The organism is uncultured Lactobacillus sp., from assembly GCF_946477725.1.
In the GTDB taxonomy this organism is placed as follows: Bacteria; Bacillota; Bacilli; order Lactobacillales; family Lactobacillaceae; genus Lactobacillus.
Genome location: NZ_CAMKZC010000003.1, coordinates 108,763 through 126,719 on the forward strand (window position 1 = coordinate 108,763; position 17,957 = coordinate 126,719).

18 protein-coding genes are annotated in these 17,957 nt (G+C 36.1%); 9 read left to right on the forward strand and 9 right to left on the reverse strand.

The features are described from left to right. Positions 1-156 precede the first annotated feature (156 nt). The 6 genes from dltD to Q0R51_RS02820 all read right to left on the reverse strand — a co-directional run bounded on the left by dltD (position 157) and on the right by Q0R51_RS02820 (position 6,070). Positions 157-2,439, reverse strand: coding sequence for a D-alanyl-lipoteichoic acid biosynthesis protein DltD (dltD, locus tag Q0R51_RS02795; protein WP_294756524.1), 2,283 nt, complete (start codon positions 2,437-2,439; stop codon positions 157-159). Further along, positions 2,432-2,671 (reverse strand): D-alanine--poly(phosphoribitol) ligase subunit DltC, encoded by a 240-nt coding sequence (gene dltC / locus Q0R51_RS02800; protein ID WP_046325719.1) that lies wholly within the window; start codon positions 2,669-2,671, stop codon positions 2,432-2,434. Before dltC ends, dltD begins: the two co-directional genes overlap by 8 nt. Before the next feature lie 31 nt (positions 2,672-2,702). After that, positions 2,703-3,947, reverse strand: a complete 1,245-nt coding sequence (dltB, locus tag Q0R51_RS02805) for a D-alanyl-lipoteichoic acid biosynthesis protein DltB (protein WP_294756526.1) — start codon at positions 3,945-3,947, stop codon at positions 2,703-2,705. Next, the gene (gene dltA, locus Q0R51_RS02810; protein ID WP_294756527.1) at positions 3,947-5,461 is read right to left on the reverse strand and encodes a D-alanine--poly(phosphoribitol) ligase subunit DltA; all 1,515 of its coding nucleotides are present in this window, start codon (positions 5,459-5,461) and stop codon (positions 3,947-3,949) included. Before dltA ends, dltB begins: the two co-directional genes overlap by 1 nt. A gap of 13 nt (positions 5,462-5,474) precedes the next feature. Further along, positions 5,475-5,627 (reverse strand): teichoic acid D-Ala incorporation-associated protein DltX, encoded by a 153-nt coding sequence (locus tag Q0R51_RS02815; RefSeq protein ID WP_046325722.1) that lies wholly within the window; start codon positions 5,625-5,627, stop codon positions 5,475-5,477. Positions 5,628-5,749: 122 nt separating this feature from the next. Continuing rightward, a complete protein-coding gene (locus Q0R51_RS02820; RefSeq protein ID WP_294756528.1) occupies positions 5,750-6,070 on the reverse strand; it encodes a hypothetical protein in 321 nt (106 codons plus the stop codon). A gap of 568 nt (positions 6,071-6,638) precedes the next feature. Between Q0R51_RS02820 and cbpB the strand changes: the two genes are divergently transcribed. From cbpB to Q0R51_RS02835, 3 genes are all read left to right on the forward strand, one after another. Next, positions 6,639-7,124 carry a cyclic-di-AMP-binding protein CbpB gene (cbpB, locus tag Q0R51_RS02825; RefSeq protein WP_046325724.1) on the forward strand — a complete coding sequence of 162 codons (486 nt, stop codon included), beginning with the start codon at positions 6,639-6,641 and terminating at the stop codon, positions 7,122-7,124. Between the two features lie 283 nt (positions 7,125-7,407). Beyond that, a complete protein-coding gene (locus Q0R51_RS02830; RefSeq protein WP_122026677.1) occupies positions 7,408-7,980 on the forward strand; it encodes a hypothetical protein in 573 nt (190 codons plus the stop codon). A 118-nt stretch (positions 7,981-8,098) separates the two neighbouring features. Then, the gene (locus Q0R51_RS02835; RefSeq protein ID WP_294756531.1) at positions 8,099-9,979 is read left to right on the forward strand and encodes a heavy metal translocating P-type ATPase; all 1,881 of its coding nucleotides are present in this window, start codon (positions 8,099-8,101) and stop codon (positions 9,977-9,979) included. A 72-nt stretch (positions 9,980-10,051) separates the two neighbouring features. Here Q0R51_RS02835 and Q0R51_RS02840 read toward each other — a convergent pair whose 3' ends face one another. Further along, complete coding sequence (locus tag Q0R51_RS02840) at positions 10,052-10,729, reverse strand: CPBP family intramembrane glutamic endopeptidase (protein ID WP_122026679.1); 678 nt, start codon at positions 10,727-10,729, stop codon at positions 10,052-10,054. Positions 10,730-10,957: 228 nt separating this feature from the next. On the opposite strand from Q0R51_RS02840, the gene Q0R51_RS02845 reads away from it, so the two are divergent. The 6 genes from Q0R51_RS02845 (at position 10,958) to Q0R51_RS02870 (ending at position 16,816) form a co-directional block, all read left to right on the forward strand. Beyond that, positions 10,958-12,046: a YdcF family protein gene (locus Q0R51_RS02845; protein WP_122026680.1), complete on the forward strand. Its 1,089-nt coding sequence runs from the start codon at positions 10,958-10,960 to the stop codon at positions 12,044-12,046. A gap of 85 nt (positions 12,047-12,131) precedes the next feature. Continuing rightward, positions 12,132-14,477: an ABC transporter ATP-binding protein/permease gene (locus Q0R51_RS02850; RefSeq protein ID WP_294756537.1), complete on the forward strand. Its 2,346-nt coding sequence runs from the start codon at positions 12,132-12,134 to the stop codon at positions 14,475-14,477. A 162-nt stretch (positions 14,478-14,639) separates the two neighbouring features. Further along, positions 14,640-15,365 (forward strand): glucosamine-6-phosphate deaminase, encoded by a 726-nt coding sequence (locus Q0R51_RS02855; protein WP_294756539.1) that lies wholly within the window; start codon positions 14,640-14,642, stop codon positions 15,363-15,365. A gap of 157 nt (positions 15,366-15,522) precedes the next feature. Next, positions 15,523-16,077 (forward strand): alkaline shock response membrane anchor protein AmaP, encoded by a 555-nt coding sequence (gene amaP, locus Q0R51_RS02860; protein WP_147444118.1) that lies wholly within the window; start codon positions 15,523-15,525, stop codon positions 16,075-16,077. 11 nt (positions 16,078-16,088) lie between these two features. Beyond that, on the forward strand, positions 16,089-16,271 hold the full coding sequence (locus tag Q0R51_RS02865; RefSeq protein WP_034978562.1) for a DUF2273 domain-containing protein: 183 nt from the start codon (positions 16,089-16,091) through the stop codon (positions 16,269-16,271). A 23-nt stretch (positions 16,272-16,294) separates the two neighbouring features. Continuing rightward, positions 16,295-16,816, forward strand: coding sequence for an Asp23/Gls24 family envelope stress response protein (locus tag Q0R51_RS02870; RefSeq protein ID WP_046325733.1), 522 nt, complete (start codon positions 16,295-16,297; stop codon positions 16,814-16,816). Between the two features lie 268 nt (positions 16,817-17,084). Here Q0R51_RS02870 and Q0R51_RS09035 read toward each other — a convergent pair whose 3' ends face one another. After that, positions 17,085-17,171, reverse strand: coding sequence for a putative holin-like toxin (locus Q0R51_RS09035; RefSeq protein WP_366125487.1), 87 nt, complete (start codon positions 17,169-17,171; stop codon positions 17,085-17,087). A gap of 366 nt (positions 17,172-17,537) precedes the next feature. Continuing rightward, positions 17,538-17,954, reverse strand: a complete 417-nt coding sequence (locus Q0R51_RS02875; protein WP_294756542.1) for a hypothetical protein — start codon at positions 17,952-17,954, stop codon at positions 17,538-17,540. Positions 17,955-17,957 lie beyond the last annotated feature (3 nt).

The window sequence follows — 17,957 nt, forward strand, 5'->3', positions numbered from 1 at the left end:
CCTAGTTCCACCAACATCGGAACTAAGCTCACACAGTGTTTGTGTCACCACTACTGACCACATATAGAAATTTACATTTTCGCTACCGGAGAAAATGATTACTTCCCTATGGCGACACAACAGAATTTTAGCATGCAATTAACCAAAAAACAAGTTTTAGCCAATTATATTTGCACTGTAAGCCCTACGGCCAAGCAGTTCCAACATAATTTGATTTATTTGCCCTTTTAGTTGGCCAAATCGACCTTCACGCGTTTTATTAGATTGAATAATCAGAATAGTTTTGGCATTATTGGTGCTACGCATGAAAGTATAATAACCCTGTCCGGCTCCATTAGCCGTTTTGGTTTTCAGCTTAATATTGTTATAAAAGCCACCATTATAATAGGCCGGCGGGGCCGCTTGGTAAAGCAATTTGCGGCTCCTGCGGGTTAGTAAACTACCAGTCAGCAGATATCGTATTACTTTAGCCAAATCATGATTTGACATTACTACTGAGCCAGCACCTAACTCACTATGAGCATCCCTGAGAGCTGCTTTATGCTTAACTACATCATAGCGGCCTTTGCGGTAAATCATACCCGGTACTAAATGACTGGCAATAATTTTGCCCGGCTTTGACCACAAAAATTCTGTTTGTTTCAACTTTAACGGTCTGACATAGGTATCGCGGAATAACTGCTCATAGCTTTGGCCCGTTATTTTACTCATAATGCCGCACAAGTAAACATAATTTAACGAGCTATAATGCCACTTATTTAACAAGGCGGGCTCAAAGACAGTGTTAGCAGCATCATGTTGGATATTATCTTGATCCGAAACAAAATGCTTTTGTCCCAGTCTTGCCCCTGATTTAAGATCAAGACCAGCGGTCATTGCCAGCAGGTTCTTCAGCCTAACCTTCTTTGCCCCAGCAATTTGCGGATAAAATTTACTTAATTTATCCTGCAGACTTAACTTGCCCTCCTGCACCAGGTGCATGATAATTGCGGCAGTCATTGATTTTTGTACTGAATTAATTAGATAACTAGTGTCAGTGTTATTGCCTAAAGCATAGTTAAGCATTACTTTGCCATTTTTAATGACTAGAATTGAGCCCTTTATTCTGAGAGCATCAATTTGCTGGCGCACTATTTTCCTTTTTAGTGAATCTGATTTGCTAAAATCATGTAGCTTTTGGTTTATAGTTCTGATTGCGTATGGCTTTTTTTGCCACTTTTTACTATAAAAATAGTTATGAATATTATAGTTATGCGGCACATTTGCTTGCGCCATAAACGGTTTTACTGCCCGGTCGACTGCTACCCAGCCGCGCCAACCTAGGTGAATCGTATCTTCCATGAAGTACTGTTCACCGCCGCGTTTGGACAAATCAGTGACATTATCAAAACCTTGACTGGCCAGCTGGTACTTAATCTTGGAAACAGCCTTTTGGTACATCGTTTGTGACAAGCCCGTATAATTAGACCACTTTTCATTGATCGGCGGGATAATGAATAGCACATTGGTATGCTGTTTGGCAAACTGGTGCAACATCAGTTCAAAATCACTGTATTCTACTGATTTAGTGTAGTTAAAGTGTCGTTGACTGTCCTTCAATTTAACCAATAAACGTTTATTCAAGCGCCGCTTAAAAAAGCGGTTATTAATGCCAAAGCTATTCGAATTAGTGTTAAGTTCTGCCTGCTCACTTGCCACTTGGTCTAAGCCCTTGACTGAATAAGTAGCCGGCAAGAGTTTAGCCTGCTTATTGATCTTTTTGATACGGTCACGTAATTGAAAGGTACTAAAAAACTTATCTTCATTGTTAAGTATGCGCCGCTGATTTTCCAAGTAGAAACATTGAAACCCGGTCAGCTTTTCTCCGCGGGCAACTCTTTTCATTCCCAGCTTAATAACGCCTTTTACTTCCGGCATCTGCAAAAAACGCTTGGCCGCATAGCGTTTAGTTACACTGGTTTTCTTGCTGTTTAAGAGAAAATTGCAAGCCTGCAGCGGTGAATAGTACAGGGCAAAAGCATCTGGATTTTGCCCTTTCTTGGTAAACCACTGCGGTGAAACAATCACCACAGCTTTTTTGCCCTTAAGCTGTTTTGACGTGCCCTGCATCTCTAAGAAGTGTGCCAAAGATTGGCTACCTGGCCCACCTAATAAAAACGGCCGGTAATTGCGGTGATATTTTTGCGCAATTACACTCGGGTGCAACGGGTCAAGCCGTGACAGTTCACTTGAGCCATAAAAAGGCACATAGTCATCTTTAAAGGCATCCTGTTTCATTAAAGAGCCTTTAAAAATGGTCGTAGTCTGGGAATTAGCAGCTTGATAAATAGCACCTTGCGAAAAAGTCCGTTCCCACGGCAGTAAAAAGATGACCAGTAACAAGATGGCGGCGCAGAGTACTGGGCCAAAAATCTGCCACAGCCGGCGTTTGTTACTCATTTTCTAAATTTTCCACCTTTGCCACAATTTTATTAGGCGTATCCCATTCGTTTCTATCGAATTCAGAAACGGGGACATCAATTTGGAATTTTTCCTGTAAATTTAATAGCATTTGGACACTAGCCATTGAATCCATTAAACCATTGGCAAAAATATTTTCATCCATTCTGTCTGCTAAATCTTCACCAGTTAAATCTTGTAAAATTGCTAAAACTTCTTTTTTGGTATCCATTGTAAAAAAACTCCTTAGATAAAATTCTTGCTTACTTCCAGCCAAACCAGAGTTGACTGAGAAAACCTGAGAATATCAGGAAACTAAAACAAACCACATTGAAAGTGACAAAGGTAGCCAGCCATTTGGTGTATTTATTTGATGGCAATTTGTCTTTGTGCTTCTTCTTAAACCGCAGCCAGCAATCATTGATGATAATGGCCACAGCATGAAACAACCCATAAACAATATAATACCAGGTTAGTCCATGCCAGAAACCCATCACCAGAAACAAGAGCAGGTATGCTGCCTGCGACAGCCTGACTGGGTTTTTGAACAGCTTTTTCTTCATGGCAAAGAAGGTAAACCGCATATAGATGTAGTCCCGAAACCAGAAGGACAAAGTCATGTGCCAGCGGTTCCAGAATTCTTTAATATTTTGGGAAATAAACGGCTTATTAAAGTTCATTGGGGTGTGAATACCCATAAAGTAGGAAATTGACACGGCAAATAAAGAATAGCCGGCAAAGTCAAAGAACAAATACATGCTGTAGCAGTACATATAAGCCACTAACCACCAAGAAAGTTTTAAACCGCCATTAGCCGTACCTGTTATCATTGCTGCTCGGGTAATTCGAGGCAGCCAGTAGGTACCAAAGAACCAGCCCAGAACAAATTTATAGAGAAAGCCCTGAAACAAATAGCGGGTTGCCAGCTCCAAGTCATTTAAATATTGCTCACGCTTAGGAACAGCATCACACTCCTTGGCAAATCTGCGGTAGCGATCAATTGGCCCCGATGAAATGGTGGGAAAGAACAAGAGAAAGCGTAAATACGTTCCGAGATTAAGCTCTTTAATGGCACCATCGCGCACTTCCATTACCACCTGCACGGTCTTGAAAGTAAGATAGGAAATACCTAGAAAGGCCAAGACTCCCGGAATTTTAGCTTGCGGAAAAGCAGTCTGCACTTTGACTAAAATCAGGGGCACAATTGCTAAAATGACGGCCAAGTAGAAAACCCAGGTTTTATTTTGACTATTTTTACGCCTGCGATAATAGAGATAGCCGTAGGAAACCAGGAGCTGAAACAGAATATAAATGATTAAACTAACGCCCTGTTGCCACTTTTCCGCATCAAAAATAAGAAAAAGAAAAACTAACGAGAACACAACTTCATAAGTTTTGAAGCGATGCCCCCAATACAGCCCGATGATAATGGGGATTAAGCCAATCATCAAATACACAAAGTAATGCGGATTGGAATAAGGCTGTAAGTTAATGAAGTTAAAGTTCACTACTCGTTGACCTCCTTAATGACGGCCTTAATATCAACTTTGCCATTTTGTGAGACTGGTAATGTTTCACGGTAAACATAACGTTGCGGAATCATATATGGCATCAGATCTTTAGCTAAATCATCCCGAATCATCTTGGTAATTTCTGCTTCGGAATATTGTTCTTTAACGCCATCTTTGAGTTTGATTTCCGCTACAATCTGCTTAACTGTATGATCTTGATTATATTTAGGTGCAGCTACACCATGATCAACCAGTTTATTCATCCCGATATAATGGTTGATTTCTTCCAGTTCAATGCGGTAGCCGTTAAATTTGATTTGGAAGTCAATCCTGCCTCGATAAAAGAGCATGTCGTGGTCAAAGAAGCCCTCATCACCTGAACGGTGACTCAGATATTGGTCAGCTGGGTTTTTAAAGAAAGCCTTAGCAGTCTTCTCCGGATTATTCATATAACCCTTAGATGTACTTGGGCCAGTAATAATAATCTCGCCTTCATCTGGCTGATCACCTTTAGTTTTGTCAATAGTTATTTTGGTGTCCGCTTTAACCTTGCCAATTGGCAGACGGTCATATTTCTGTAAAATTGCATCTGTAATTTCCACTTGGGTGACTGCAACTGTTGTTTCGGTAGGTCCATAGGTGTTAAAAATGCGCGCTTGAGGAAACTTCTTTTTTAGCATTACTACTTCATTGTGGGGCAATTCCTCTCCACAGAATAAAAAGTGAGTCAAGCTTGGGTGATAAGCAGCAGTAAAAGTTTTATCCAGAAAACACATTTGCGCAAATGACGGGGTTGAAACCCAAACATTAAACTGCAATTGAGGCAGAGTCTGAAATAATTGAGCAAAATTTTGCGTCACTTCGTGTGGCAGAGCCACTAACTTTCCTGCTCCAACTAAAGCCGGATAAAGACTCATCACTGAAAGATCAAATGAGTACGGTGCTTGCGACAAAAATGCTGGATGCTGAGGCAGATCAAAGTCTGTCATTTCCCAGTTAATAAAGCTAAGCAGATTATTATGACTAATCTGTACGCCTTTAGGTTTACCACTGGTGCCTGAAGTAAAAATAATGTAAAAGTTGTCATCGCCTTGGACAAAGTTTGCAGTATCGGGTTCATAATTGCCCTTTTCTACATCTTTAGGACGTACAACCTTAATAGGTGGCAAGTCAATTTCAGGCAGCTCATCAATTGCCAGAATTGCTTCGGACTGAGAAACCTCTTGAATCATGACTATTCGTTCTGCATTAGAGTAACTGGCAATAGGAATATAGGCATGACCAGATTTAACACAGCCCAAGAAGCTGGCAACCATTTCAAAATCCTGACCGCCCCAGATCATAACGGGACTTTGCGGTGAAAGTCCTAAACCAGTAATTTTATGAGCCCATTCATCTGAGCGTTTTTTGAGATCACCGTAAGTATTAGTTTGACCTAAATAGTCATAGGCAATGCGTTCAGGATCAGCTTGAGCAACTTCATCAATTTTTTTAATTACATTTTCAATCATGATTTGTACCAGCTTAAAATTCGTTATAAATAAAGTGAACAGAAGTCAGCCCACTATATTGATATAAATAAATTAATACCATTAAAATGACACAATAGATAACTGTTGTTAAAATGAATTTCCCAATACGTTTTCCACGTGAATCATTTTTCTCTTTTTTAGCCATAATTTCATATCTTTCTCAATATTAATAAAATGTACTATCGAATATAGTACTACTAAAGTTTTGCCAACCAAAAATCCACCTCAAATTTTTACCAAATTTAAATATTTTCCCGATTCATCCGTTTATTGTTCGTCGTTCAACTTGCGACAATCATTATAAGCAAAACAAAGCGGAATTAAAATTATGAATGAGCCAAACAGTATAGTAATTATTAATAAGATAAAAAGATTAGTTGGCTTTAACCAACGTTCACTCTCTGCGGTAGTTAAAATATATACGGCAAATAAAATTGTAAAAATTAGTTCCCCTAAAAACGTGTAGGCCAATGCACCTTGACCAATTAATTGGTATAGCCTTAGCCAGACGCTTGCCGGAAGTAAACAAAGCCACCCAGAAAAGCGTAACCAGAAAGTAATTTTTTTACGATAATCTTGTCTACCCATTTTTCTCCTTAAAATCTCAATTATTCCTCTCAAATAAAGTAAACCTAATTATAACAATGAGTTTTGTAACAAACAATTTTGTAGCAACCAAAATTTGTATTTTGCCATTTTCGTCATACTTTTTTCACATTTTATAGTTATACTATAATTGTGATATAGAAAAGATATAGATCTTTTCTATATCATACTCAACTTTTTGTTTTTCATTCATACTCCTCCAAGTATAATAATGAAAAAACCGAAATGACTTTACAGGTCATTTTCATATCTATCCCTTTCGACTCACGTGCGTTACGTGAGTTTTTCTATACTCTTAAACAGTTCTAAAGAAATTCTTTACTCTTTTATAAGAGATTTTCTACCTTAACTTCATAATTTAGAGATATCATTTTAAATGTAGTAAGCAGTAGCAATGCTTACTACATACTCCCACTTTTTTATTTCATTCATTCTTACTCCTTCAAAGTAGATGAAAACTAACAGGCTCGCACACCTTGCGAGCCTTTTTTCTTTGTTATAGGATTAATTTAGTTATTTATTACTTATTAATATGAGAGGTTTATATTTAATGTTCTCACCCACAATAAAACACTTACTGGAAGAAAAATCAGGTTCATTCATTATCCCTGCTTCCCGTATTGCATTTGTCGAAGACGACAATCCCTTGTACCACGCCTTTATGATCTTGACTCGCGTAAAATACTCAAAAATTCCAGTCCTTGACCGCCAAAGTCGCGTTGTTGGCCTACTAAGTTTAGCAATGATTACAGATAAAATGATGGAAACAGACGACATTTCTCTTGAACCATTAAATCAATTAAAAGTGCGTGATGTCATGCAAACCAAGTTTGACAAAATCAACTTTGTGCAAACTACCTTGGAAACGCAGCTCCATTTGCTAGTTAATAACGCCTTTTTACCCGTCGTTGATGACTATGGCGTTTTTCAAGGATTATTGACAAGACGCGAATGGATTAAAGCATTTAATTACATAGCGCACAACTTTGAAAAGGAATATAAAGTTACTCCAATTACTAAAAATAAGCAATTATGAGATATACTGTAAATTTATAATTATTTATTACATTTTTAGTGTACTTTATTTCAAATTAAGCTATAATATAATTAGCTAGGGAAATCTAGGTTTTATTTGGTAATCCAGCTATTTAGTTAGTACAATGTGAAAAATTGATTTTAAATTTATATTATTTTTTAAACTTATACGCAATCACAATACTAACATCTTTAATCTTAAACAAATTAAATAACGCTTTGCTAAATTAGTTAATAAAAATTAATAGATATTTCTTGAATAATTAGAAAAGAAGAGCACTAATATGGCAAGTAAAACAATTTCTGCGCAATTGACATTTTTGATAAGCGCAATTATAAAAAATTGGACTTACCCAAATGATCAAGAGCTATCACTAAAAGACAGAGCTGAGTTGGTTTCTCAACTAAAAAATTTGACAGAGAGCCCAGATAGTATGGACGAGGCCGCTAAAATCGCTGATGCTTTTTACAAAGATAAAATAAATAAGCGGCTTAAATCAATAGATTCCAATTTTTCGTGGATCTTTATAATTTTGCAGCATGAATTGGTGTCCGCTTCGCGCTTACACGCTCTTCTCCTTGACTTAGCCAAAGAAGAACACTTTTCAGAAAAGGGAATTGCGAAAATTAACCAGTATTTTGCAGAAACTGATGATTATGGTGACAATGATGACTTTATTACAATGTCTTCCTCTGATTTGATTGACTCATTAGGACGGACTAAAATTTTTCACATTCATCCAGCTAAAGATGAATACCAAACTTTTAAAGTTAAAAAGCACCCAACAAAAGACACACCAAAGTCAATTAAAGCGGAGAATCAAGCAAATAAAATCATTAAGTTAAAAAATCACTAATTAGAAGGAGCAGTCAGATGACTGGTCTTTTTTTTACCTAAAATTTAGCACTAATTTAGAATAAGTCTAAATTAGTGCTAAAATATAGTTATATTTCTTTTTGCAGGAGGCATAATGCATGAGTTTTAAACGTCAATGGAAGTTTTTTTGTGTTTTAGCTATCGGAATAGTAGCTCTTATTTGCCAGTTTGGCTTAAAAACAAAAAGTCTTTTTCAGCTGGGAAGTCTGCAGTTTCCCATCCAAACTATTTTAATGGATTTAGTTGGTATTATAATGGCATATTCCCTAATCACTGAAATAGTTGGCGACTTTAAATCTGGACGTTACGGCGTTGATATTCTAGCTGTAATAGCAGTCGTTTCTACTATTCTAATTGGTGACATTTGGGCTGAATGGATGATTCTAGTGATGATGACTGGCGGGCAGGCTTTAGAAGATTACGCCACTGGTCAAGCAGATAAAGAACTTCGTTCCCTTTTAAACAATTCTCCTACTATTGCTAACAAAATCAGCAATCAAAAAATTATTTCGGTAAACGTAGAACAATTAGCAATTGGCGATCACATCTTAATTAAACCTGGTGAACAGGTACCTGTAGATGGAAAAGTTATTAAAGGTGAATCCAGTTTTGATCAATCTTCTTTAACCGGTGAATCGGTGCCAGTTGCCAAAAACCCGGGGGACCAATTAATGTCCGGTTCAATTAACGGCAGTGTTGCAGTTGAAATGGCTGTTACTAAAAAAGCCAGTGATTCAGAATATCAAACTATCGTTTCATTAGTTAAATCTTCGCAAGCGCAGCCGGCTAAATTTGTCAAAATGGCTGATCGCTATGCTGTTCCTTTTACTATCATTTCCTTGGTAATAGGACTCGCCGCTTGGATTCATTCTGGTAATCCAATCAATTTCGCAGAAGTTATGGTTGTTGCTTCGCCCTGCCCATTACTAATAGCCGCACCTGTGGCACTAGTATCCGGCATGAGTTCCATGTCTAAGCATCATATTATTGTCAAATCTGGTCCTACCTTAGAGAAATTAGCCTCAGCTAAAACTTTTGCTTTTGATAAGACTGGTACTTTAACGGAAAACCAACTGGTAATTGATGAAATCATTCCCGCTGATGTTAGCAGTTATAGTGCGGAAACTCTGCAAAGCTACGCTACCAGTGTTGAACAACAATCAAGCCATATTATTGCCAATTCACTAGTTAAGGTAGCAGATAAAAAGCTCTTAAAACCGGCTACACAAATTAAAGAGTCAACCGGTCAAGGAGTTAGTGGGATCGTTGAAAACCATTTAGTCAAGGTGGGCAAACTGAGCTACATTAAACCAGCAGATAATTTTCAAAAAGTGCAGGAAACCAATGCTACAGCTATTTACATCTCAATCGATGATAAATACGCTGGCTATATTACATTTAAAGATCAAGTTAGACCAGAAAGTGCACAGACAATTAAGCGTTTAAGACGTCAAAGCAATGCCCACATTATGATGTTGACAGGAGATCATAAAGATGTTGCAACTAAAATTGGCAAGGCGCTTAATGTAAAAGATATTCGTTATGAATTATTACCAGCAGAAAAAATAGCTGCGATTAAAAATGTAAACAAAGAAAATCGACCAGTTGTAATGACTGGTGACGGAATTAATGACGCACCTAGTCTATCTGCTGCTGATGTTGGTATTGCGATGGGAGCCAAAGGAGCTTCTGCAGCCAGTGAAAGTGCAGATGCTATTATTATGGTTAATGATTTATCTAAAATTAATGATGCCGTAGCTATTTCTAAGCATACGATGAAAGTCGCTAATATTGATGTATTAACAGCCATCACAATAGTAATTATAATTGAATTAATTGCATTTACCGGTGCCATTCCCGCTTTTTGGGGTGCTATTTTACAGGAAGTAGTAGATATGATTTCAATCAGCTTGGCACTTTTAGCTAAGACTACGCCCAAAAATCCTGAACAAACCGGAATCAGTAAAACTACAAATTAATGAAGAAATTTTCCTATTTAAAAAGCCTGATAAATCAGCGTTTTAGACGAGGCGCAATTTATCAGGCTTTATTTATAAGAATCCTAAGGAATTAAAAATCATATGGGATAAAATTGAATAGCGTAAATCCTTGCTGGTAGTGTAAACCCATGCTAATACACAACCTAAGGCCCAATAAACGAGCAGATATTTGGTTAATCCGGGATCATGAGCATAACCAAAAATAAGTCCACTTAAAAGTATGCCTAACCATTTGTTACTACTTGTGTTTTTATTGAAAAAAGCATTAAAAAATAGTCCGCGAAAAATAATTTCCTCAAATATAGGTCCCACAATTATAACCATTACAGGAAAAAAGTAACCTGCCTGATAAGAAATCTGATCAAGAAGTTTCTGATTAGTAGAAGTTTGCTGTGTATTAAAGCCTAAAGCCAATTGAATAGTTGCACTGACAAAAATGAGCATTATTGCCCCTAAAAAAGAGAGTAATACTTTTCTAATCTGCCAGTGTGGTTTACTATTAAAATTTCGCTCATTACTGTGCCTTAATTGCAGGCAGTAAAAGTAAAATGCTAATAGCAAAGCAATAATTGTAATTATAGCAGTTAACACCACAAAAGGAATATTTCCTAAGCCCAATGATTTTCTTAACCTAAAAGGATAGAAATAAAACTGTTGTACAATCGTATAAAGCACGAAAGCAAGTATTATTGTAATTATATTTCCTAGAAAATAGAAAAACTTTTTCATTCACTTAGCTCCTTTCAGACCAAAAATAAAAGTTAATCCTTAACTAATTTTACACAGTATCTCAGTAACAATATAACCAGCCTTTATTTGATGTTATGGCTCAGATATCATAATAAGAAAGTTATTTCCCAGGAAATAACTTTCTTATTCTAGCATACTTTAATTTACTAGGACTTTTTAAACATATTTATTATAATAGACTTATCTCTAGAGCAAAGGCAGGTTATTATGATTAGATTTTTTGAGATTCTAAACCAGAACCGATCTTTTATAATTCTTTCACTTATTATGTTGGCAACATTCACTGTTTTTTTGGTTTCCTGGTTAAAAGAACCTCGGAGATTACTTAATGGTATTCTTTTCACAGTTTTTTTGTTAACCTTCGGTGTTTGGCTCACAGTAATGATTCTATCTACGAGCTTAAGGCCGCTCATTTTAACTTATGAAATTCTAGTAGTTTTATTTGTAGCCGCAATTACTCTGATGGCTGCCTTTTCCTGGCTGTTTTTCTTGTGGAATGCATATATTGTCTGGAAACGCGAAAGTCACACGCTGTCAAACTTATTAACACTTTTTATTGGTATCGGGATAATTGTCGTGTGGTTAATTGCACTAATTGGTCCGTTTAAAAACATGCCGTCTTGGGTCAGAATTCTCTTATATGCACCAACAGCTGTTTTCGATTATCTGCTTTTTGTTGCTTATAACTTTTTAGTAAATTTGACTTTCTATCAAATTGTCCCCAGACAGTATAACCAAGACTATTTAATTGTTTTGGGCGCCGGCCTGTCGCAAGGTGAAACAGTTACACCACTTTTAGCTAGTCGTATCAATCGTGCAATTGAGTATGCTCAAAAACAGGTTACTAAAGGAAGAAAAAAGCCTAAGTTTATTATGTCTGGTGGTAAAGGTGGAGACGAAAAAGTTGCTGAAGCACAGGCAATGACCGAGTATGCAATTGCTCGTGGAATTGAGCCTAGTGATATATTACTAGAAGATAACTCCAAGAATACCTACCAAAACATGAAATTTTCGGCTGAGGTTGCCGCAAAAGATTTTGGCAGTAAAAATTATAGAGCAAAATTTTTCAGTAATAATTATCACATTTTTAGGGCTTCTCTTTACGCTAAAGCTGCCGGACTTAATGCCAACGGCGTAGGCTGCTATACTCGTTTTTACTTTCTGCCCAATGCAATCGTGCGTGAATTTGCTGCAGTTTTACTTTTAAACAAGAAACGGCATATTATTGCCATTTTATTAATTGTATTATTCTTCATTATTTATGCTTTATTTGATTTAACTGGACTTATTCATTAAAATAGTTATCTTCCTTTGGCTTTGCTCTTTCATAAATGTTAAACTATCTGTTATTAATTAATTATTAAAAGAAAGAGAAAAAGGCATGTTACAATTAAAAGATTTACGTAAGTCATATCATGTCGGTGATACAGTTACACATGCACTTGATGATGTTTCCATATCATTTCGTAACCAAGAATTTGTCGCAATTTTGGGACCTAGTGGGTCTGGTAAAACCACGTTATTAAATGTCATTGGTGGACTTGATCGCTATGATAGTGGAGACTTAATTATTAACGGTAAATCCACTAAAAATTTTAAGGAAACAGACTGGGACGCCTACAGAAATAATTCTGTCGGCTTTGTTTTCCAAAACTATAACTTAATTTCACATTTATCAATTATTGCTAACGTCGAATTGGGAATGAATTTATCCGGAGTTTCCGCTTCTGAGCGTCATAAGCGAGCGGTAGATGCTTTAACCCAAGTTGGCTTAAAGGACCATATTTCTAAAAATCCCAATCAATTATCTGGTGGTCAAATGCAGCGTGTCGCAATTGCGCGGGCTTTGGCTAATGATCCTGATATCTTACTGTGCGACGAACCAACTGGTGCTCTTGACACTGAAACATCTGAGCAAATCATGAAGCTGATTAAAAAACTGTCAAAAGACCGCTTAGTAGTTATGGTTACACATAATCCTAATCTTGCTCAGGAATATGCGACCAGAATTGTCAACTTTCAGGATGGTAAAATTTTAAATGATTCCAATCCCTTTAATCCGGAAAAAGAAAAAGATACTTTTAAGCTGAAAAGGACAAAAATGTCGTATTGGAACGCCATCAAGTTAAGTTTTACCAATATTATGACTAAAAAAGGCAGAACAACTTTGACAGCCTTTGCGTCAAGTATCGGAATTATATCTATCGCAGTTGTTTTAGCCTTATCCAACGGCTTTCAAAAGCAGATTGATACAACGATGAGTAAGGCACTAGCCAAATATCCCGTTACCATCAATCAAACCGCCACCGATGCTTCAAGTATTGAAGACCGTAACGAATCTGATAAGAATGTCAAAAATCGGGGCTATTTAACTGTTGAAAAAGATAGACTGCAAGAGTCAACTCATCAAAATAAAATTAGTCAAAAGTATGTTAATTACATTAAAAAAATAAATCCTGATTATGCTAACAATATTTCCTATCAGCGTGGAATCAACTTAAATTTACTAACACGTAACGATAATAAAATTAAGCGAGTCCAATTCTCCCCCATTTCTGCTAGTTCAGACAGTTCTCAAGCAGCTGCCCAGATGCGGATGCAAGCAATTAGTGCTACTGGGTTAGGCTCATCAGTATTTCCTACTACACTTAATTCTGGTAAAAGTAATTTCCTGAAAGAAAATTATCAACTTTTGTCTGGAGCGTGGCCACATAAAGCTACCGATTTAGTCTTAGTAACAGATAATGAAAACAAGTTAAATATTAATATTATTAAAAACCTAGGTTTCAAAGTTAAAGCTGGTCAAAAAATAAAGTATCCCAAATTTGTTGGTAAAACCTTCAAAATTGTCGCCAACAACGACTATTATCAGAAATTACCGACAGGTATGTTTATTCCGCAAAAAATCAGTAATTCTATGTACGATAATAGCAAAACCAAACTGCAGATTGTAGGCGTCATCAGGCCAAAAGATCAAAATTCTATGGCACTTTTGTCAGCAGGAATTGCCTACAGTGACCAGTTAACACAAAATATTATCAATAAAAATAAAGCTTCAGAGATAGTAAAAGCCCAGAAAAAGACCACTCAAAATGTCATGACTGGTCAAAGTATGAATTCTCAGGAAAAGAAACAAATGATACAGTCAATTGGTGGTTCCACCATACCGACTAGTATGATGATTTATCCCAATGACTTTGATGCCAAAGATAAAGTGCTTGATTACTTAGATAAATGGAATCGTGGCAAAAAGAAACAAGATAAGATCATCTATACTGATATGTCAAGCGCTGTTACTTCGATGACTGGCGGCTTGCTTAACGGTATCACTACTGTCTTAGTTGCCTTTGCCGCAATCTCTTTAGTAACATCAATGATTATGATTGGTATTTTAACTTATACTTCTGTTTTAGAAAGAACTAAAGAAATAGGAATCTTAAAGGCACTGGGTGCCCGTAAAAAAGATATCACCAGGGTATTCGATGCCGAAACATTTATTTTGGGTGTTTTTTCCGGCGTTTTAGGTGTATTTATTGCTTGGTTGCTGGTCTTCCCTATTAATAGTCTTCTTTACTCCATTACTGACTTAAGCAATGTAGCACAGCTTAACCCTACTCATGCCCTGATATTAATCATTATTTCAACCATTTTAACTATGATTGGCGGCCACTTGCCAGCGCGGATGGCAGCTAAGAAAGATGCAGCAATTGCACTAAGAAGTGAATAGAAACAGCATTTTAGAGTTTACCTAATATTTGTTACATGTGAAACAAATTAGGTAAGCTCTTTTTTGCGTAATTTTAAAGTAATATCTATTGTCGCATCCTGTTGACAAATTGGAATATACCAATTTATAATTAACTTAACTAATATGGAGGCGTAAATAAAAATGAAAATTATTATCACAGAAGATAAAGCCAGTGGCAGTAGGAAGGCTTTTGACTTATTTAAAGATAGTATTGCTAATGGCACTAAGGTAATCGGTTTGGCAACCGGCTCAACTCCCGTTACTTTATACCACCAATGGGCCGAAAGTGATTTGGATAACAGCAATTTAATTAGTATTAACCTTGATGAATATGTTGGCTTAACTCCCGATAATGACCAAAGTTATCATTATTTTATGCAAAAAAACTTGTTTGATAAAAAGCCTTTTAAACACTCGTATGTTCCTGATGGAATCAAAGCCATTAAGGATCCCGAAGGTGCTTCAGCTGACTACAACAGAATAATTGCAGAAAATCCAATTGATCTGCAATTATTAGGATTAGGACAAAACGGTCACATTGCCTTTAATGAGCCTGGAACTTCATTTGATTCTATTACCCACGAAGTGCAACTAACTGAGAATACCATCAAAGCTAATTCTCGCTTCTTCAACAACATTGACGATGTGCCAAAGACAGCTATCTGCATGGGCATTGCAAATATAATGTCTGCCAAAGAAATAGTAATTATGGCTTTTGGCGATAATAAGGCTGACGCGGTGCAAAAGATGGTTGAAGGTCCAGTAACAGAAGACGTACCAGCTTCAATCTTACAAAAACACCAAAATGTTACTCTTATTGTTGATCAAGCAGCAGCAAGCAAATTAAGTTCAACATACAATAAGTAATTAACTGATATTAAGCTAAAAAGGGCGGTGCATTAACACACCGCTCTTTTTGTGTGCAATTTTACGAACTGTTATTGTATACATATGGTGCATATTATTAGTCTGTTAAAATAATCAGTATTATTATTAAGATGAACCCTGAGAGGATGGTGATAAGTTGAAGAGGAGTAAAAAGTGGCTATTGGTATTAGGCATGTTATTACTATTGCCTGTGCCTTGTTACTTAATATGGGAAACCAGTAGTTTTTGGCAAAAGTATTTAAAGATTAAATTACCTCATTTAGGTACTCTTAACCCGATATTTGCCTGGTATTTAATTGGTATTAGTATAATTGTTTTTATAATACTAATTGTTAGTTTAATTGTCATCCTATTTTGGCCAGTCCAAAGAAACTTTAATTTAATTCATAAAAGTGATGGTCAAGTTAAGGTTACTTCCAAGGCCATTAATGGCTATGTAATGAATTCACTTGCCGATTTACCTTATTTAAATAATGCAAAGGTTAGTTCCAAGTTAACAAAACGCCGAATTAAAATTAAAATCGGCGGTGACTTGGGCCCTGGTGAAAACATTGCTGCCCTGCTTAACGACTATCTTGAAGAATTAAAAAAGAATCTGAAGCAATTGCTAGGAATTGAGCAAAAACCAAAAATTAACATCAAGTTTATCAATTATCACAAAGGAGATAAACCTGAAAGGCGCGTTCAATAAAGGAGGTCAAAATGAAAGAAGAATATAAAAAATACCTCCCAGAAATAAGCGGTGCCGTAATTGGTGTGTTACTGGCATTTTGCTTTTTGGTACTGGGATTTTTCAAAACTATTTTCGTCATTGTAATGTTGGTCTGCGGCTTTTTAGTTGGTCATTACTGGCCGGTATTCAAAAAAATGTTGCAGAATAAATAATTTATATAAGGAGTATATACAATATGGTACAATCAAGTTCAAATCAAAGTAGTTCAAAGCCTGAAGTTAAAGGCGATTTAAAATATGATTCAAAGGTAATTCAAAAAATCGTGGGTATTGCCTTATCTGACATTAAAGGTCTTTTAACAGTTAACGGCGGCTTTTTCTCAAATATTGCCGATAAAATTGTTAATAGCGATGACGTCACTTCAGGCGTAAATGTTGAAGTTGGTAAAAAGCAAGTAGCTGTTGATATTGAGATCGTTGCAGAATATGGCGTAGATATTACCAAGCTATATGATCAAATTAAAGAAAAGATCCAAGAAAAAGTCAAAGAAATGACTGGTCTTGATACAGTTGAAGTCAACGTTACAGTAGTTGACATTAAAACTAAAGAGCAGCATGAAAAAGATTCTGTCAGCTTACAGGACCGTATCACCGGTGCCGCTAATGACACTAAGGATAAAATCAGCGATCAAAAAGACAAGGCTCAAGATAAAGTTGAGGAAAAGAAGAAGGAATCTAAAGAATCTAGAGTTAAATAATAAGCATAATTTTTGATGTTAACTTCGGATAACATTCAAACCGTATAGAGAAAAATTAGGGATAACCCAGATAACTTAATCAAATTCTTGTGCAAGACCAGTTTAATCATGCTAAAATATATCTATAGAGAAAAAGAAGCCTTGCAAAGCAAGACCTCTTCTCTGAATTTCAAGCGTCCGCTTTAAAGGCGGTTGACTTATTTAGTGATTAATCAAAAAAGACCAATCCCATAACTGGCCAAAGTTATTGTTGGGACGGTCTTTTTGTTTACCTGTGCTTGTCGATATAGGTCAACAAGACAATAATAAACGAGGCAAAGGTCAGCGCTAATTCTAGCGCATGGAATACGCTCACTTGCTGAACACCTTTCTAAAAGATTTCGTGCCATAGGCACCCTCTCCTTTCAAGTGAAACAGCCAACCGCCCTCAAAACAATTTGCTATCAATTCAAATTTAATTATAGCAAAGATAGCCTTATTCCTAAATAACAGCAATCACTTAATTTAAAAGAGTGAACCACTTTTGATGTTAACCCTAAAATTTGGACACTTTTTTAGTTGTTATCTAAGGACTAATTGCCGATATTCAATCGGAGTTAGTCCTTTTAGTTTGATTTTAATTTTATCTTGTTTAGATAATTTAGTCATAAAAATAGCCTCCAAATTTGTCCTAAATTTGGGGGTCATTCATAACTCTACTGCCTTTTATGAATTAATGAAATTAACCGTAATATTGATCCTGGTCTAAAGCAGTTTCATCGAAATTAACTATCATAAATTCATAGTTTGAAAAACACTCCATCCAATTGTTAAAATAGTCGTTCTCTTTTTTTAGCGACTTACTATTTTCTTCTCCTTCTATTATAAAAGGCTTTGAACGTATATTAAAATTTGCATGTATTGCACCCAGCAAATTCAATAAACACAAGAAATCTTTTGCTGAATCCACACTTACATGAAAGGATTTAAACGAGTTATTATTTTCGCCAAGATATCTTTTTGCTCTATTATACTCATCAGCAGATTCTGCCTTATAATTTTCAACGCTATTTACATTCTCTTCAATAATAGCTGTCGGAGCTTGTTTTTTAAAAAGATCTAGTATCTTTCTTAACTTAAGAAATTGTTCATCATTCATTTT

Coding starts and splice junctions, on each gene's coding strand:
- Q0R51_RS02820 (WP_294756528.1), bottom strand. CDS start 6,070: ATGGGTAGACAAGATTATCGTAAAAAAATTACTTTCTGGTTACGCTTT.
- Q0R51_RS02865 (WP_034978562.1), top strand. CDS start 16,089: ATGAAAGAAGAATATAAAAAATACCTCCCAGAAATAAGCGGTGCCGTA.
- Q0R51_RS02830 (WP_122026677.1), top strand. CDS start 7,408: ATGGCAAGTAAAACAATTTCTGCGCAATTGACATTTTTGATAAGCGCA.
- Q0R51_RS02870 (WP_046325733.1), top strand. CDS start 16,295: ATGGTACAATCAAGTTCAAATCAAAGTAGTTCAAAGCCTGAAGTTAAA.
- dltD (WP_294756524.1), bottom strand. CDS start 2,439: ATGAGTAACAAACGCCGGCTGTGGCAGATTTTTGGCCCAGTACTCTGC.
- cbpB (WP_046325724.1), top strand. CDS start 6,639: ATGTTCTCACCCACAATAAAACACTTACTGGAAGAAAAATCAGGTTCA.
- dltA (WP_294756527.1), bottom strand. CDS start 5,461: ATGATTGAAAATGTAATTAAAAAAATTGATGAAGTTGCTCAAGCTGAT.
- Q0R51_RS02875 (WP_294756542.1), bottom strand. CDS start 17,954: ATGAATGATGAACAATTTCTTAAGTTAAGAAAGATACTAGATCTTTTT.
- dltC (WP_046325719.1), bottom strand. CDS start 2,671: ATGGATACCAAAAAAGAAGTTTTAGCAATTTTACAAGATTTAACTGGT.
- Q0R51_RS02835 (WP_294756531.1), top strand. CDS start 8,099: ATGAGTTTTAAACGTCAATGGAAGTTTTTTTGTGTTTTAGCTATCGGA.
- Q0R51_RS02850 (WP_294756537.1), top strand. CDS start 12,132: ATGTTACAATTAAAAGATTTACGTAAGTCATATCATGTCGGTGATACA.
- Q0R51_RS02855 (WP_294756539.1), top strand. CDS start 14,640: ATGAAAATTATTATCACAGAAGATAAAGCCAGTGGCAGTAGGAAGGCT.
- Q0R51_RS02840 (WP_122026679.1), bottom strand. CDS start 10,729: ATGAAAAAGTTTTTCTATTTTCTAGGAAATATAATTACAATAATACTT.
- Q0R51_RS02845 (WP_122026680.1), top strand. CDS start 10,958: ATGATTAGATTTTTTGAGATTCTAAACCAGAACCGATCTTTTATAATT.
- Q0R51_RS02815 (WP_046325722.1), bottom strand. CDS start 5,627: ATGGCTAAAAAAGAGAAAAATGATTCACGTGGAAAACGTATTGGGAAA.